A 14,849-nucleotide genomic window follows, 5' to 3' on the forward strand; every position below is an offset into this window, starting at 1 on the left:
CCGCCCGGCATCGAGCAACTGATCGCCCGAGCCCCGCTTACGTGACCTGCCTCACAGACGAGGACGCCCCGGCCGCGGAGGCCGGGGCGTCGCCGGTGTCAGGCGCGGGTGCCGCCCGGCCGCAGCGCCGAGGTGACCCGGCCAAGCAGGACCCGCTGCCGCTGGGCGAATGCCGTCCAGCGGTCCGAGAGGGACCACAGCACCCGGACGGCCGAACGCGGCAGCAGCAGTGCGCGGAGCCTTCCGCGCCGGTCCGCGGACTCCCGCAGCCCGGCCTCGACCCGCCGCACGTCGTCGGCCAGCCCGTCTGCCGTGCGCGGCTCGGGTGCGTACAGCACCTGCTCGACCGCCGCGGCCAACCGCCCTGCCGCGGCCGCCGGTTCGGCGCCGAGCCGGCCCGACTCCACCAGCCGGGCGGTCGCCGCCCGCGGCGTCTCCGACTCGTCGGGCACGACGCCCCGGTCCCAGCCGGCGTCGAGCATCTCCCGCCAGGCGGCCAGGGTGCGGCCGGCCGGGTCCAGGCGGGCGGCGCCCGCCCCGATCCGCCGGCTCCTGGCCCGCACCCGCCACAGCAGTGGCAGCAGCGGCAGCAGCACGAGCACGAGCAGCGCGCCCGCACCCAGCAGCACCGGCTGCCAGGGGAAGCCCCCGCCCGCCGCGGCGGCGTCCGCGTCCTGCTGCTCCTCGCCGCACTCACCCATGCGGCGCAACTCCGGCGGGCAGTCCTCGGGGGCCGCGGGCTGCGCCTCGGGCTCGTCGTTCTGCTCGGGTTCCGGCAGCGCCGGCTCCTCCGCACCCGGCTCGGGCAGGTCCGGCTGCGCGTAGCCCGGAGTGCTGCCGCGGGAGGGCGTGGGCTCGAACCGCGTCCAGCCGACACCTTCGAAGTACAGCTCCGGCCAGGCGTGCGCGTCCTGCAGGCCGACGCGCGTCGTCTCGCCGTCCGAGGTGCCCGGGGTGAAGCCCACCGCCACCCGGGCCGGAATGCCCAGGGTGCGCGACATGGCCGCCATGGAGAACGCGAAGTGGACGCAGAAGCCCTCCTTCTGCTCCAGGAACCGGGCGATGGCGCTGCTGCCGGTGCCGGCCCGCACCTCGGTGTTGTAGGTGAAGCCGCCCTCGCGGGCGAACCACTCCTGGAGGGCGAGCGCCCGCTCGTAGTGGTTGGCGGACCCCGCGGTCACCCGGCGGGCGGTGCTGCGTACCTCGTCCGGCAGCGAGGGCGGCACCGCGGTGTACTCGCGCAGCATGCCGGGCTGCGGCTGCGGCGCCTCCGCCAGCTGGGCGGCGGTCGGACGGACCTGGAGACTCTCCACCTGGTAGCGCACGCCCTTGGTGGTCTGCCCCCGGTCGCCCACCAGGGTGCGGCCGACCGGCTCGAACCGCCAGCGGCCGTCGATGTCCACCTGCCGGGCCGGGTACGGCATCGGCAGCCAGTTCTGGGCGTACCAGTCGGCCGCGGCGATCCGGGTGGTGACCACGTCGGTGTCCACGTCGGAGGACAGCCCCGGAGGCTGCGGCAGGGGCCGCGGGACGGCCTGGATACGCCGCTCCGACGGCTTCCAGGAGGTGCCGTCGAACTGGTCCAGCGCCACGATGCGCAGGTAGAGGTCCTGGGTGCTCGTCGCGTCCGACTCGTAGGTGAGCACGGTGCGGTTCTCGGGCTGGTTCAGGCTGTCCTGCAGGGACACCAGCGGGTTGACCGCGGAGACCGTGCCGCCGCCCGACCCGCCACCGCTGCGGCCCGCCGGGTCCAGCAGGCCGCTGTTCAGGGACGGCAGCAGGGCCGGCACGAGCAGCGCCAGCCCGAGCGAGGCGGCACCGATCCGGCGTCCGGTGCGGACCGGTGCCAGCACCGGTCCGCCCAGGGCCGGGTCGTGCGGGCCGGTGCCACCGCTGAACACCTGGCCCCACTGCGAGAGCCGGTCCCGCCCCTCGGCCAGCAGCAGCACCAGGTAGCCGCCGGCCGCGCACAGGAACCACGCCCAGGAGGCGCCGTCGGGGGACAGGCCGGCCGCCACCGAGTACAGCGCGAGCAGCGGCAGGCCGGCCGGGGCGGCGCTGCGGAACGTCACCGCGAGCGCGTCCACCAGCAGGCCCACCGCGAGCACGCCGCCGACCAGCAGCAGCCGTATGCCCTCGGTCACCGGCGCGGGGATGGCGAACCGGCCCACGTCGTCGGCGCCCTCGCTGAGCAGCACGCCGAGGTACTGCACGCTGTCCGGGCCGGGGATGACCCCGGCGAACGCCACCTCGCGGGTGAAGACCAGCGTGATCAGCAGCACCGACACGGCGGCCTGCGCGGCGAGGACCAGGGGCCTCGCCAGTGGTATCCGCCGGGCGCCGACCCCGACCAGGGTCTGCACCGCCAGCAGCAGCGCGGCCTGCACCATCCAGCCCGCCGGGGTGACCAGCGGCAGCAGTGCCGCTGCCGCCGCCAGCGTGGCCAGCCAGGAGCAGGCCGCCAGTATCGCCCGTCCGCTCATCCCTGACCGCTCTCCTCAGCGACTGTGCCGGCACTCGACCGGTCCGCCTGCTGCCACAGGTGCGGCAGCGGGTCGCCGGGGGAGTAGGGCACCACCGTCCACCCCGCCTCCCGCAGCAGGCGCGTCTGTTCCGCTTCCGTCTGCTCGGGCTGCTGTCCGCGCGGCGTGAAGGCCACACCGCCCGGCGCGCGCTGCCGCATCCGTGCGGCGACCGCGGTCTGCGCCTCGTCCAGCGTGCCGAGGAAGGCGATCAGCAGCCCGTCGCCCCCGCCCAGCGTCTCGTGAGCCTTCGCCAGGCCTGTCTCGCCGGAGTGCCCGACCACGGCGAGTGTGTCCATCAGCAGCCCGGCGGTCTCCGAGGAGTCCCCGGTCAGGCCGCCGTCCAGGCCCGGCGCCGGCGAGCCGGCGTCCGTCACCAGGCGTACCCCGTAACCGCGCTCGACCAGGTGCATGACCACCGAGGCCGCCGCGGAGACCGCCCACTCGAAGGGCGAGTCGGGTCCCGACCCCGACCAGGCGGACCTGCGGGTGTCCAGCACGACGGCGCAGCGGGCCTTCTGCGGCTGCTCCTCGCGGCGCACCATCAGCTCGCCGTAGCGGGCCGTGGAGCGCCAGTGCACCCGCCGCAGGTCGTCGCCGTGCCGGTACTCGCGGGGGATCATGTCGTCGTCGCCGGCGAGGGCCAGGGCGCGCAGCCCGCCGTCGCCGTAGCCGGATGACTCGCCGGCCAGCCGCACCGGCGGCAACGCCTCGACACGCGGGATGACGGTGAGGGTGTCGTACGCGCTGAACGAGCGGGTCAGCTCGACCATGCCGAACGGGTCGGTGAGCCGCAGCTGCAGCGGGCCCAGCGGGTAACGCCCCCGCAGGTCCGAACGCACCCGGTAGGAGACCTCGCGCCGTCCGCCCGGCTCGACCCGGTCCAGCACGAACCGCGGCCGGGGGCCGAGCACGTAGGGCACCCGGTCCTGGAGCATCAGCAGGCCGGTCGGCAGCCGGGAGACGTTGTCGACCCGCAGGTGCACGCGCGCCTCGGAACGCACCGGCACCCGGGCCGGGGCGAGCCGGCGGGAGCCGGTGACCCGGTGGCGGGTGCGGTGCAGCACCACGACGCACAGCAGCGGCAGCACCGCAAGCAGCATGCCCACCCGCAGCAGGTCCGACTGGCCGAGCACGTAGGCGCAGACGGCCGCGGCGATCCCGGCGGCCAGGAACGACCGGCCGCGGGTGGTGAGGCCGCCCAGGGAGGTCCACAGGTTGCCGCGCGGCTCCTGCTCGCCGGCGCCCGCCGCCATCAGAAGCCCCGCGGCTGCTGCTGGCCGTAGGAGTCCCGCCAGGCGTGGGCGCCGGTGTCGGGCACGGGCGTGCGCTGGAGGATCTCGGTGACGATCTGCTCGGCCGAGCGGCGGTTCAACTGGGCCTGCGCCGTGGGCAGTACCCGGTGCGCGAGCACCGGCACCACCAGCGACTGCACGTCGTCCGGCAGGGCGTAGCCGCGGCCGGCCAGCGCCGCTGTCGCCTTCGAGGCCCGCAGCAGCTGGAGTGTCGCCCGCGGTGACGCGCCGAGCCGCAGCTCGGGGTGGTTGCGGGTGGCCGACACCAGCTCGACGGCGTACCTGCGGACGGACTCCGCGACGTGCACGCCGCGCACGGCCTCGATGAGCTTGGCTATGTCGTGGGCGTGCGCCACCGGCTGGAGGTCCTCCAGCGGCGACGCCCCGCCGTGCACGTCGAGCATCTCCAGCTCGGCGGCGGCGCTGGGGTAACCGATCGACACCCGCACCATGAACCGGTCGCGCTGGGCCTCGGGCAGCGGGTACGTGCCCTCCATCTCGACCGGGTTCTGGGTGGCGACCACCATGAACGGATCGGGCAGCGGGTAGGTGTGGCCGTCGACGGTGACCTGCCGCTCCTCCATCGACTCCAGCAGCGCCGACTGCGTCTTCGGCGAGGCCCGGTTGATCTCGTCGCCGATGACGATCTGCGCGAACACCGCGCCCGGCTTGAACTCGAAGTCCTTGCGCTGCTGGTCGTACACGCTGACCCCGGTGATGTCGGAGGGCAGCAGGTCCGGCGTGAACTGGATGCGCCGCACCGAGCAGTCCACCGACCTGGCAAGCGCCTTGGCGAGCATGGTCTTGCCCACGCCAGGGACGTCCTCGATCAGGAGATGGCCCTCGGCGAGCAGCACCGTCAACGCCAGCCGCACGACCTCCGGCTTCCCCTCGATCACGCTCTCCATCGAACGGCGCACCTCGTCCGCCGTCGAAGTCAGATCGCTGAGGCTCGTCTGCTCGTCGTAGGTCGTCACCCGGTCCTCCTCGGTCCGTTTCCGCAGACCGGACCCCGCACGGAACGGAGTCGGCACAACCGGAAGCTCATCGGCATCACCCTCGGACGGGTGATGCCGTTGACTGTTCATTGTTCACGTACTCCGCAGTCCGCGTCACCGTTCAGGCTGCACGGCGGGATCGATCTCCCTGAGCAGCCCGGTGGTGACGTCGAAAACGAAGCCGCGCACATCATCAGTGTGCGGGAGGAAGGGGGAGGTGCGGACCTTCTGCATGGACTGGCGCACATTCTGGTCCAGGTCGCGGAAGGCCTCCACCGCCCAGGCCGGCCGCTGGCCCACCTCCAGCTCCAGCTCGTGCCGGAAGTCCTCGGTGAGCGTCAGCAGGCCGCAGCCGGTGTGGTGGATCAGGACGACGGACCGGGTGCCCAGCGCGCGCTGGCTGATGGTCAGCGAGCGGATGATGTCGTCGGTCACCACACCGCCGGCGTTGCGGATGGTGTGGCAGTCGCCGAGCTGGAGGCCGAGCGCCGCGTGCAGGTCGAGCCGGGCGTCCATGCAGGCCACCACGGCGACCTTCTGCACCGGCTTGGCGTCCATACCGGGATCGGTGAAGTGCTCGGCGTACTGAGCGTTGGCGTTGACGAGACGGTCGGTGACGGTGGCGTGCTGCGGAGAAGTAGACATGGACAGACGGTATCGGGGCGGAGCCGGGACGGCCCGGGGCGACTACTGGGCCAGACCGGTCAAACGCGGTCAACGCGGCAAGCTGTGAGGTACCCCACAGGAGTGGCCCGGGTGTGCCGGGGGCGTTGCGGACGGTGTCCCGCGGTTGGCCGGGGACGCGCCTTCGGAGGTTGGTTGACCGGGGGGACGAGTGGACTAAAGTGGCGCGAAGTGGGAGGCGCCGCGGCGTGTTCCGGCCAACTCCGGACCGCGGGACACGGCGCCCCTCGGGTGCGCCGGACACCACCGTCACGCACGGCCTCCTCCTGCTCGGCGGCCCACTGACGCTCCCTCCCCGGCGGCAGGGGCCGCGTTCCCCCAAGAGCGGGCGGGGACCGAGCTGCAGGTGCAGCAGCCCGCGCCGGACCTTAAGAGGGCGCATGACCAGCAGCGACCAGCGGCACGTACCCGTCATGCTCCAGCGGTGCCTGGACCTGCTGGCACCCGCGCTCACCGAACCCGGTGCCGTCGTCGTCGACTGCACGCTCGGCCTCGGCGGGCACAGCGAGGCACTGCTCAGCCGCTTCCCCGAGGCGCGGCTCGTCGCCCTCGACCGGGACCCCGCCGCGCTGAAGCTCGCCGGCGAGCGGCTCGCCCCGTACGCGGACCGCTCCGAACTCGTGCACGCCGTCTACGACGAGCTGCCCGCCGTGCTGGAGCGGCTCGGCACCCCTCAGGTGCAGGGTGTGCTGTTCGACCTCGGCGTCTCCTCCATGCAACTCGACGAGGCCGACCGCGGGTTCGCCTACGCCCAGGACGCGCCCCTCGACATGCGCATGGACCAGACCACCGGCATCTCCGCCGCCGAGGTCCTCAACACCTACCCGCCCGGAGACCTCGTCCGGCTGCTCCGCAGCTACGGCGAGGAGAAGCAGGCCAAGCGCATCGTCGAAGCCGTCGTCCGGGAACGCCGGCAGGAGCCGTTCACCCGCAGCGCGCGGCTGGTCGAACTGATCCGCGACGCGCTGCCCCAGGCGGCCAAGCGCACCGGCGGCAACCCGGCCAAGCGCACCTTCCAGGCGCTGCGCATCGAGGTCAACGGCGAACTCGCCGTACTGGAGCGGGCCATCCCGGCAGCCGTCGACGCGCTCGCGGTCGGTGGCCGCATCGCCGTGCTGTCCTACCACTCGCTGGAGGACCGCCTCGTCAAGCAGGTCCTCGCGGCCGGAGCGGTGAACACCGCGCCGCCGGGCCTGCCGGTGGTGCCCGAGCGGTACCAGCCCCGGCTCAAACTGCTCACCCGCGGCGCCGAACTCCCCGACGAGGAGGAGGTCGCCCGCAACCGCCGGGCCGCGCCCGCCCGCCTGCGCGGCGCCGAACGCATCCGGGAGGCCCAGGACCGATGACCGCGCCGAACCGGCTCGCCCGCCTCGCCAGCCTGGTTCCGGGCGGCGGCTCGCAGGCGGCCCGCACTCCGTTCGTCCTGCTGGTCGTGGTGCTGCTGGGCTCGGGGCTGCTCGCCCTGCTGCTGCTCAACGCCTCCGTCAACCAGGGCTCGTTCGAACTCAGCAAGCTCAAGCAGCAGACCAAGGAGCACACCGACGAGCAGCAGGCCCTCCAGGAGGAGGTCGACGCCTACTCGGCGCCCGACGCGCTCGACCGGCGGGCCCGCGAGCTGGGCCTGGTCCCCGGTGGCGCCCCCGCCTTCCTGCTGCCGGACGGCACCGTCCGCGGCGTGCCCGAGCCCGCCACCCCCGAACCCGGGCGGTGACATCCCCGTGAGCGACGCATACGAGGTGACCCGGTGAGCCCCCAGGAACCGCGCCGGCGGGTGCCCAGGCCGTCCCGCCCGGCCCCCGCCCGCGAGCGGCGCCCCCGCCGGCCGCCGCGCGCCGGTGCGCCCGCCAAGGCGCCCGCCAGGAAGGTGCGGCTGGGCAGCCCCCGGCCCCGGCTGCGGCTGATCAGCGTCGGGCTGACCCTGGTACTGCTGGCGTTCGTCGTCCGGCTGCTCCAGGTGCAGGCCGTGGACGCGGCGGCCTACGCGGAGAAGGCCAACGTCAACCGCTACCAGACGGTGAAGGTCGCCGCCGAGCGCGGCACGGTCACCGACCGCAAGGGCCGCGACCTGGCCACCACCGTCGACGCCTACGACATCACCGCTGACCCGTTCTACTTCCTGCCCGAGCAGGCCGGCGTCGCCGACGCGCCCGCCCAGGCGGCGGCGCTGCTCGCCCCCGTGCTCGGCGTCGACCGGGAGGAGCTGGCGGACCGGCTCGCCGACCCGCCCGCGCCGCGCTACGTGCAGCTGGCCCGGCAGCGGAGCCCGCAGGCGTGGCGGCAGATCCAGGACCTCAAGCGCGCCCTCGCCGACAAGGAGGCCAAGGGCGAGGGCACCAACGTCCTGGCCGGGGTCTACGCCGAGCCGCGCTCCAAGCGTGTCTACCCCAATCGGGAACTGGCCGCCGGAGTGCTGGGGTTCGTCAAGTCCGACGGCACCGGCGGGGGCGGGCTCGAAGCCCAGATGGAGAAGCAGCTCGCCGGCCGCGACGGCCGGATCACCTACGCCCAGTCCGCCGGGCGGCGGGTGCCCACGGCGGGCTCCGAGGAGCAGGCCGCCACGCCCGGCACGGGGCTGGAACTCACCCTCGACCGCGACATCCAGTGGGCCGCACAGCGCGCCATCGGCGACCAGGTCGCCAAGTCCAAGGCCGACAACGGGTACGTCGTCGTCCAGGACACCCGCACCGGCGAGATCCTCGCCCTCGCCAACGCGCCCGGCTACGACCCCAACGACCTCACCGGCGTCGGCGCCGGCTCGCTCGGCAACCCGGCCCTGCAGGACGCCTACGAGCCCGGCTCCACCGCGAAGCTGGTCACCATGGCGGCCGTGCTCGACCAGGGCGTCGCCACGCCCGACACCAAGGTCACCGTCCCCAACCGGCTGCCGCGCGCCGGCCGGGCGTTCGCCGACGACCACGACCACCCCACGTACCACCTGACGCTGACCGGGGTGCTCGCCAAGTCAAGCAACATCGGCACCATGCTCGCCGCGGAACGGCTCGGCAAGACGCAGGGCCACTCCAACCGCGTCCTGCACCGCTACCTCACCGACTTCGGCATCGGCCGCCCCACCGGCCTCGGCTTCCCCGGGGAGACCCGCGGCATCCTGGCCCAGCCCGGCGACTGGAACTCCGCGCAGCAGCACACCATCCCGTTCGGCCAGGGCTTCTCCGTCAACGCCGTCCAGGCCGCATCGGTGTACTCGACGATCGCCGGCGGAGGGGAACGGGTCACGCCCACCCTGGTCCGCGGCACGACCGGCCCCGACGGCCGCTACGCCGCCGCCCCCGAACCGGCCCGCGAACGGGTCGTCAGCAAGGAGACGGCCCGCACCCTCACCCGCATGCTGCAGGCCGTCGTCGACGACGAGCAGGGCACCGGCCAGAAGGCGCAGATCCCCGGCTACCGCGTCGCGGGCAAGACCGGCACGTCCAACCGGGTGGATCCGCAGACCGGCCGCTACAAGGGCTACACGGCGTCCTTCGCCGGCTTCGCCCCCGCCGACAAGCCGCGCGTCACCGTGTACTGCGCGGTGCAGAACCCCAAGCGCGGCAGCTACTTCGGCAGCGAGGTGTGCGGGCCGGTGTTCAAGCAGGTCATGAAGTTCTCGTTGAAGACACTGCAGGCCGCGCCCAGCGGCGCGAAGGCCCCGGGGCTGCCCACCACCTTCGACCCGGGCGACTGAACGACACGGAGAACCACATGCCGAAGACCACCGAGGGCCCCGCGGGTCCGCCCACGGGCCCACGCGGCGCGCGCCCCTCGCTTCGCGGGGCGCCGTCCGCGCCCGGTAACCTCACCGCCGTGCCACAAGCTGATCAGAACCCATCCGCCCCGCCCCGCCCCACCGAGGTGCGCCCCGTGCCGCTGACGGAACTGGCCCGGCTGCTCGGCACCGCCGAGCCCGCCGGCTCCCGGTCCGGCACCGGCGTCACCGGGATCACGCACGACTCGCGGGCGGTGCGCCCCGGCGACGTCTACGCGGCCCTGCCGGGAGCCCGGTACCACGGCGCGGACTTCGTCGCGCAGGCCCAGTCGTTGGGCGCCGCCGCGATCCTCACCGACGAGGCCGGGACCGAACGAGCCGCCGCCACCGGCCTGCCGGTGCTGACGGTCCCCGACCCGCGCAGCCGGATGGGGGAGCTGGCCGTCACCCTCTACGGTGACCCGGGCCGCGACCTCCTCCAGATCGGCATCACCGGGACCTCCGGCAAGACCACCATCGCGTACCTGGTCGACGGCGGCCTGCGCGCCGCCGCCAAGGAGGGCCAGCTCACCGGCCTGATCGGCACCGTGGAGTCCCGGATCGGCGACGTGCGGCTGAAGTCGGAGCGGACCACGCCGGAGGCCACCGACCTCCAGGCGCTGTTCGCCGTGATGCGCGAACGGCAGGTCACCGCGGTCACCATGGAGGTCTCCAGCCACGCGCTGGTGCTCGGCCGGGTCGACGGCTGCGTCTTCGACGTCGCCGTCTTCAGCAACCTCAGCCCCGAGCACCTCGACTTCCACCCCGACATGGACGACTACTTCCGCGCGAAGGCGCAGCTGTTCACGCCGCGGCTGGCCAGGGCCGGAGTGGTCAACGTCGACGACGAGTGGGGCCTGCGCCTCGCCCGGGAGGCGGAGATCCCCGTCACCACCTTCTCCGCCGAGGGCCACCCGGACGCGCACTGGCGTGCCGAGGACGTCTCCGTGGGCCCGCTGGGTTCGACCTTCACCGCCGTCGGCCCCGGCGGCGTGTCGGTGCGGGCCGCCGCCCCGCTGCCCGGACCGTTCAACGTCTCCAACGCGCTCGCCGCGCTGACGGCGCTGGTCACCGCCGGTATCGACGCGCAGACCGCGGCCGACGGCATCGCCGCGGTGCCGGGCGTGCCCGGGCGACTGGAGCGCGTGGACGCCGGGCAGCCCTACCTCGCCGTGGTCGACTACGCCCACAAGCCGGACGCCGTGGAGTCGGTGCTGCGGGCCCTGCGCCGGGTCAGCGGCGGCCGGGTGCACGCCGTGCTGGGCTGCGGCGGCGACCGCGACCCGCACAAGCGCCGCTCGATGGGCGCCGCGCTCGCCCGGCTCGCCGACACCGCCGTGCTCACCTCGGACAACCCCCGCTCGGAGGACCCGCTGGCGATCCTCGCGGAGATGCTCGCCGGTGCGGCCGAGGTGCCCACGTACGAGCGCGGCACGGTGCTGCTGGAGGAGGACCGGGCCGCGGCCATCACCGCGGCGGTCGCCCGCGCCGAGCCCGGCGACACCGTGGTGATCGCAGGCAAGGGCCACGAGCAGGGCCAGGACATCGCCGGAGTGATCCGCCCGTTCGACGACCGCAAGGTGCTGCGCGCCGCCATCGAGGAACGGCTGAACCGATGATCCCCATGACGCTCGCCGAGATCGCCCAGGTCGTCTCCGGCCAACTCCACGACATACCGGACCCGGCGGCCCTCGTCACCGGCCCCGCGGTCATCGACTCCCGCGAGGCCGCCCCCGGCACGCTCTTCGCCGCCTTCGCCGGCGAGCGGGCCGACGGCCACGACTTCGCGGCCGGCGCGGTCGCCGACGGCTCGGCGGCCGTGCTCGCCACCCGCCCGGTCGGTGTGCCCGCGGTGGTCGTCGACGACGTGGTGGCCGCGCTCGGCGCGCTCGCCCGGCACAGCGTGTCCACCCTGGGCACCTCGGTGGTCGCGCTCACCGGCTCGGCGGGCAAGACCAGCACCAAGGACCTCGTGGCGCAGCTGCTGGAGCGCCTGGGCCCGACCGTGTGGACGCCGGGTTCGCTGAACAACGAGATCGGCCTGCCGCTGACCGCGCTGCGCGCCGACGGCAGCACCCGCCACCTCGTCCTGGAGATGGGCGCCCGCGGCAAGGGCCACATCGCCTACCTCGCCGAGCTGACCCCGCCCCGCATCGGAGTCGTGCTGAACGTCGGCACCGCGCACGTCGGCGAGTTCGGCAGCCGGGAGCGGATCGCCGAGGCCAAGGGCGAACTGGTCGAGGCGCTCCCGCCGGCCGATGAGGGCGGTGTCGCCGTGCTCAACGGCGACGACCCCCTGGTGCGGGCCATGGCGTCCCGCACCAGCGCCCGCGTGGTGTTCTTCGGTGAGAGCGACTCCTCCCCGGACGCCTCGGTACGGGCCGCCGACGTCCGGCTCACCGCCGACGGGCGGCCCGCCTTCACGCTTCACACACCCTCCGGGTGCAGCGACGTGACCATGCGCCTGTACGGTGAGCACCACGTGTCGAACGCGCTCGCCGCGGCGGCCGTCGCCCATGAACTGGGCATGCCCGCGGAGCACATCGCTACCGCGCTCAGCAGCGCGGGCACGCTCTCCCGGTGGCGCATGGAGGTCACCGAGCGCGCCGACGGCGTCACCGTCGTCAACGACGCGTACAACGCGAACCCCGAGTCCATGCGGGCGGCGCTCCGCGCGCTCGCCGCGATGGCCGGAGGGGGGGACGCACGGGCTGCGGGCCGCCGCACGTGGGCGGTGCTCGGTGAGATGGCCGAACTCGGTGAGTCGGCGCTCGCGGAGCACGACGCGGTCGGACGGCTCGCCGTCCGGCTCAACGTCAGCAAGCTCGTGGCGGTGGGCGGCACAGCAGCCGCCTGGCTCGACATGGGCGCCAAGAACGAGGGTTCGTGGGGTGAGGAGTCGGTGCACGTGTCCGACGCTCGGGCGGCGATCGACCTGTTGCGCAGTGAACTGCGCCCGGGGGATGTCGTATTGGTGAAGGCTTCCCGTTCGGTGGGCCTTGAGCAGGTCGCGCAGGCGCTGCTCGCTGACTCCGAGGGCGAGGTCGCCGGTCGATGAGGCAGATCCTCTTCTCCGGAGTCATCGGGCTCTTCCTGACCCTGGTCGGCACCCCGCTGCTGATCAAGCTCCTGGCCCGCAAGGGCTACGGCCAGTTCATCCGCGACGACGGCCCGCGGGACCACCACAGCAAGCGCGGCACGCCCACGATGGGCGGTATCGCCTTCATCCTGGCGACGCTCATCGCCTACGTGCTGACCAAGGTGATCACCGGCAGCGAGATGAGCATCTCGGGCCTGCTGGTGCTCTTCCTGATGGCCGGCATGGGCCTCGTCGGCTTCCTCGACGACTACATCAAGATCGTCAAGCAGCGCAGCCTGGGCCTCAGGGCCAAGGCCAAGATGCTCGGCCAGCTGATCGTCGGCATCGCCTTCGCGGTGCTCGCACTCAACTTCGAGGACCTGCGCGGCAACGCCCCGGCCTCGGACCGGCTCTCCTTCACGCAGGACTTCGGCTGGCAGATCGGCCCGGTGCTCTTCGTCATCTGGGCGCTGTTCATGATCCTCGCCATGTCCAACGGCGTGAACCTCACCGACGGTCTCGACGGCCTCGCCACCGGCGCCTCGGTGATGGTCTTCGGCGCCTACACGTTCATCGGCGTGTGGCAGTACCAGGACTCCTGCGCGATCACCGGCAGCCCCAGCTGCTTCGAGGTACGCGACCCGCTGGACCTCGCCGTGGTGGCCGCGGCCCTGATGGGCGCCTGCTTCGGCTTCCTGTGGTGGAACACCTCGCCCGCCAAGATCTTCATGGGCGACACCGGGTCGCTGGCCCTGGGCGGCGCGCTCGCGGGCCTGGCGATCCTCTCCCGCACCGAACTGCTGCTGGCCATCCTCGGCGGCCTGTTCGTGCTGATCACCATGTCCGTGGTGATCCAGGTCGGTTCGTTCCGGCTCACCGGCAAGCGGGTGTTCAAGATGGCGCCGCTCCAGCACCACTTCGAGCTGAAGGGCTGGAGCGAGGTCCTGGTGGTGGTCCGCTTCTGGATCATCCAGGGCATGTGCGCCATCGTGGGCATCGGCCTGTTCTACGCGGCCTGGGCGGCCCGCAAGTGACCGCCACGCTCTCCGGGCCCCGTTCGGCCGAGGAGTTCGCCGGGCGGCGGGTCGTCGTCGCCGGACTGGGCGTGAGCGGCGTCAGCGCCGCCCGCGCGCTGGTCCGGCTCGGCGCCGAGGTCACCGTGGTCGACGGCGGCGACGGGCCCGCCCACCGGGAGCGGGCGTCCGCCGCCCGGGAGTCCGGCGCCGCCGTCCGCCTCGGCGACGGCGGCACCCTGCCCGACGGCACCGACCTGGTGGTCACCTCGCCGGGCTGGCCGCCGCAGAGCCCGCTGTTCGCCGCGGCGCAGGCTGCGGGGGTGCCGGTCATCGGCGACGTGGAGCTGGCCTGGCGGCTGCGCGGCCCGGGCGGCGCGCCCTGGCTCGCCGTCACCGGCACCAACGGCAAGACCACCACCGTGCAGATGCTGGCCGCCATCCTGACGGCGGCCGGGCTCCGCACCGCGGCGGTCGGCAACATCGGCACCCCGCTGGTGGACGTCGTGCTCGCCGACGAGCCCTACGACGTGCTCGCCGTGGAGCTGTCCAGCTACCAGCTGCACTGGGCGCCCTCGCTGCGCCCGCACTCCGCGGCGGTGCTCAACCTCGCCCCCGACCACCTGGACTGGCACGGCTCCATGGACGCCTACGCGGCGGACAAGGGCCGCATCTACGAGGGCAACACGGTCGCCTGCGTCTACAACACCGCCGACCCGGCCACCGAGGAACTGGTCCGCCGGGCCGACGTCACGGAGGGCTGCCGGGCGATCGGATTCACCCTCGGCGCCCCCAGGCCGTCGGAGTTCGGCGTGGTGGACGGCATCCTGGTCGACCGCGCCTTCGTGACCGACCGCAGGCAGCACGCGCAGGAGCTGGCCCAGGTCACCGACATCGCGCCGGACGCCGGCCCGGCGGCCCCGCACAACATCGCCAACGCCCTCGCCGCCGCTGCCCTGGCCCGCGCCTACGGCGTGCCGCCGCAGGCCGTGCGCGACGGGCTGCGGTCCTTCCGGCCCGACGCGCACCGCATCGCCCGGGTCGCGGAGGTCGGCGGGGTCACCTACGTCAACGACTCCAAGGCGACCAACACCCACGCCGCACATGCGTCGCTGGCCGCCTACGACCCGGTCGTGTGGATCGCCGGCGGGCTCGCCAAGGGCGCCACCTTCGACGACCTGGTGGCCTCCGCCGCGCCCCGGCTGCGCGGCGTCGTACTGATGGGCGCCGACCGCGCGCTGATCGGCGAAGCGCTGGCCCGACACGCCCCGGATGTGCCGGTCGTCGACCTCGACCGGACGGACACTGGGGCGATGGCGGCGGCGGTCCGGGCGGCGGCCGGACTGGCCCGGCCCGGCGACACGGTGCTGATGGCACCCGCCTGCGCCTCGATGGACATGTTCACCCACTACGGGCGGCGCGGCGACGCGTTCGCCGCCGCGGTCCGCGACCTGGCGGGCGGGGCCGAGGACGCGCGGTAACCCACCGCGCCCGCCCCCGTCCCGGGAACGCG

11 protein-coding genes are annotated in these 14,849 nt (G+C 73.9%); 7 read left to right on the top strand and 4 right to left on the bottom strand.

Going from position 1 to position 14,849, the window contains the following annotated elements; translation table 11 throughout:
- Nucleotides 1–98: 98 nt before the first annotated feature.
- The 4 genes from QNO07_RS19550 to QNO07_RS19565 all read right to left on the bottom strand — a co-directional run bounded on the left by QNO07_RS19550 (nucleotide 99) and on the right by QNO07_RS19565 (nucleotide 5,460).
- Nucleotides 99–2,483, bottom strand: coding sequence for a transglutaminaseTgpA domain-containing protein (locus QNO07_RS19550; RefSeq protein WP_283993474.1), 2,385 nt, complete (start codon nucleotides 2,481–2,483; stop codon nucleotides 99–101).
- Nucleotides 2,480–3,778 (bottom strand): DUF58 domain-containing protein, encoded by a 1,299-nt coding sequence (locus QNO07_RS19555; RefSeq protein ID WP_283993475.1) that lies wholly within the window; start codon nucleotides 3,776–3,778, stop codon nucleotides 2,480–2,482. The genes QNO07_RS19550 and QNO07_RS19555 overlap by 4 nt, the downstream gene beginning before the upstream one ends.
- Nucleotides 3,778–4,794 carry an AAA family ATPase gene (locus QNO07_RS19560; protein WP_283993476.1) on the bottom strand — a complete coding sequence of 339 codons (1,017 nt, stop codon included), beginning with the start codon at nucleotides 4,792–4,794 and terminating at the stop codon, nucleotides 3,778–3,780. Before QNO07_RS19560 ends, QNO07_RS19555 begins: the two co-directional genes overlap by 1 nt.
- Before the next feature lie 135 nt (nucleotides 4,795–4,929).
- On the bottom strand, nucleotides 4,930–5,460 hold the full coding sequence (locus QNO07_RS19565) for a beta-class carbonic anhydrase (protein WP_283993477.1): 531 nt from the start codon (nucleotides 5,458–5,460) through the stop codon (nucleotides 4,930–4,932).
- 419 nt (nucleotides 5,461–5,879) lie between these two features.
- Here QNO07_RS19565 and rsmH point away from each other — a divergent pair, with 419 nt between their 5' ends.
- From rsmH to murD, 7 genes are read left to right on the top strand one after another with little or no spacing between them, the layout of a single operon-like run.
- Complete coding sequence (gene rsmH / locus QNO07_RS19570; protein WP_283993478.1) at nucleotides 5,880–6,845, top strand: 16S rRNA (cytosine(1402)-N(4))-methyltransferase RsmH; 966 nt, start codon at nucleotides 5,880–5,882, stop codon at nucleotides 6,843–6,845.
- Nucleotides 6,842–7,210, top strand: coding sequence for a cell division protein FtsL (gene ftsL, locus QNO07_RS19575; protein WP_502961887.1), 369 nt, complete (start codon nucleotides 6,842–6,844; stop codon nucleotides 7,208–7,210). The genes rsmH and ftsL overlap by 4 nt, the downstream gene beginning before the upstream one ends.
- Nucleotides 7,211–7,243: 33 nt before the next feature.
- Nucleotides 7,244–9,184: a peptidoglycan D,D-transpeptidase FtsI family protein gene (locus QNO07_RS19580; protein ID WP_283993479.1), complete on the top strand. Its 1,941-nt coding sequence runs from the start codon at nucleotides 7,244–7,246 to the stop codon at nucleotides 9,182–9,184.
- A 17-nt stretch (nucleotides 9,185–9,201) separates the two neighbouring features.
- Nucleotides 9,202–10,863 (top strand): UDP-N-acetylmuramoyl-L-alanyl-D-glutamate--2,6-diaminopimelate ligase, encoded by a 1,662-nt coding sequence (locus QNO07_RS19585; RefSeq protein ID WP_283993480.1) that lies wholly within the window; start codon nucleotides 9,202–9,204, stop codon nucleotides 10,861–10,863.
- Nucleotides 10,860–12,302: a UDP-N-acetylmuramoyl-tripeptide--D-alanyl-D-alanine ligase gene (locus tag QNO07_RS19590; RefSeq protein ID WP_283993481.1), complete on the top strand. Its 1,443-nt coding sequence runs from the start codon at nucleotides 10,860–10,862 to the stop codon at nucleotides 12,300–12,302. Before QNO07_RS19585 ends, QNO07_RS19590 begins: the two co-directional genes overlap by 4 nt.
- Nucleotides 12,299–13,357 (top strand): phospho-N-acetylmuramoyl-pentapeptide-transferase, encoded by a 1,059-nt coding sequence (gene mraY, locus QNO07_RS19595; RefSeq protein ID WP_283993482.1) that lies wholly within the window; start codon nucleotides 12,299–12,301, stop codon nucleotides 13,355–13,357. The genes QNO07_RS19590 and mraY overlap by 4 nt, the downstream gene beginning before the upstream one ends.
- Entirely contained in the window at nucleotides 13,354–14,817 is a 1,464-nt protein-coding gene (gene murD / locus QNO07_RS19600) for a UDP-N-acetylmuramoyl-L-alanine--D-glutamate ligase (protein WP_283993483.1), read from the top strand. The genes mraY and murD overlap by 4 nt, the downstream gene beginning before the upstream one ends.
- Nucleotides 14,818–14,849: the final 32 nt, after the last annotated feature.

The organism is Streptomyces sp. 549, assembly GCF_030124175.1.
Taxonomy (GTDB): domain Bacteria; phylum Actinomycetota; class Actinomycetes; order Streptomycetales; family Streptomycetaceae; genus Streptomyces.

Excerpts from the sequence above, each read along its gene's own strand:
- QNO07_RS19550 (WP_283993474.1), bottom strand. The coding sequence starts at position 2,483 with ATGAGCGGACGGGCGATACTGGCGGCCTGCTCCTGGCTGGCCACGCTG.
- ftsL (WP_502961887.1), top strand. The coding sequence starts at position 6,842 with ATGACCGCGCCGAACCGGCTCGCCCGCCTCGCCAGCCTGGTTCCGGGC.
- mraY (WP_283993482.1), top strand. The coding sequence starts at position 12,299 with ATGAGGCAGATCCTCTTCTCCGGAGTCATCGGGCTCTTCCTGACCCTG.
- QNO07_RS19585 (WP_283993480.1), top strand. The coding sequence starts at position 9,202 with ATGCCGAAGACCACCGAGGGCCCCGCGGGTCCGCCCACGGGCCCACGC.
- rsmH (WP_283993478.1), top strand. The coding sequence starts at position 5,880 with ATGACCAGCAGCGACCAGCGGCACGTACCCGTCATGCTCCAGCGGTGC.
- QNO07_RS19565 (WP_283993477.1), bottom strand. The coding sequence starts at position 5,460 with ATGTCTACTTCTCCGCAGCACGCCACCGTCACCGACCGTCTCGTCAAC.
- QNO07_RS19555 (WP_283993475.1), bottom strand. The coding sequence starts at position 3,778 with ATGGCGGCGGGCGCCGGCGAGCAGGAGCCGCGCGGCAACCTGTGGACC.
- QNO07_RS19590 (WP_283993481.1), top strand. The coding sequence starts at position 10,860 with ATGATCCCCATGACGCTCGCCGAGATCGCCCAGGTCGTCTCCGGCCAA.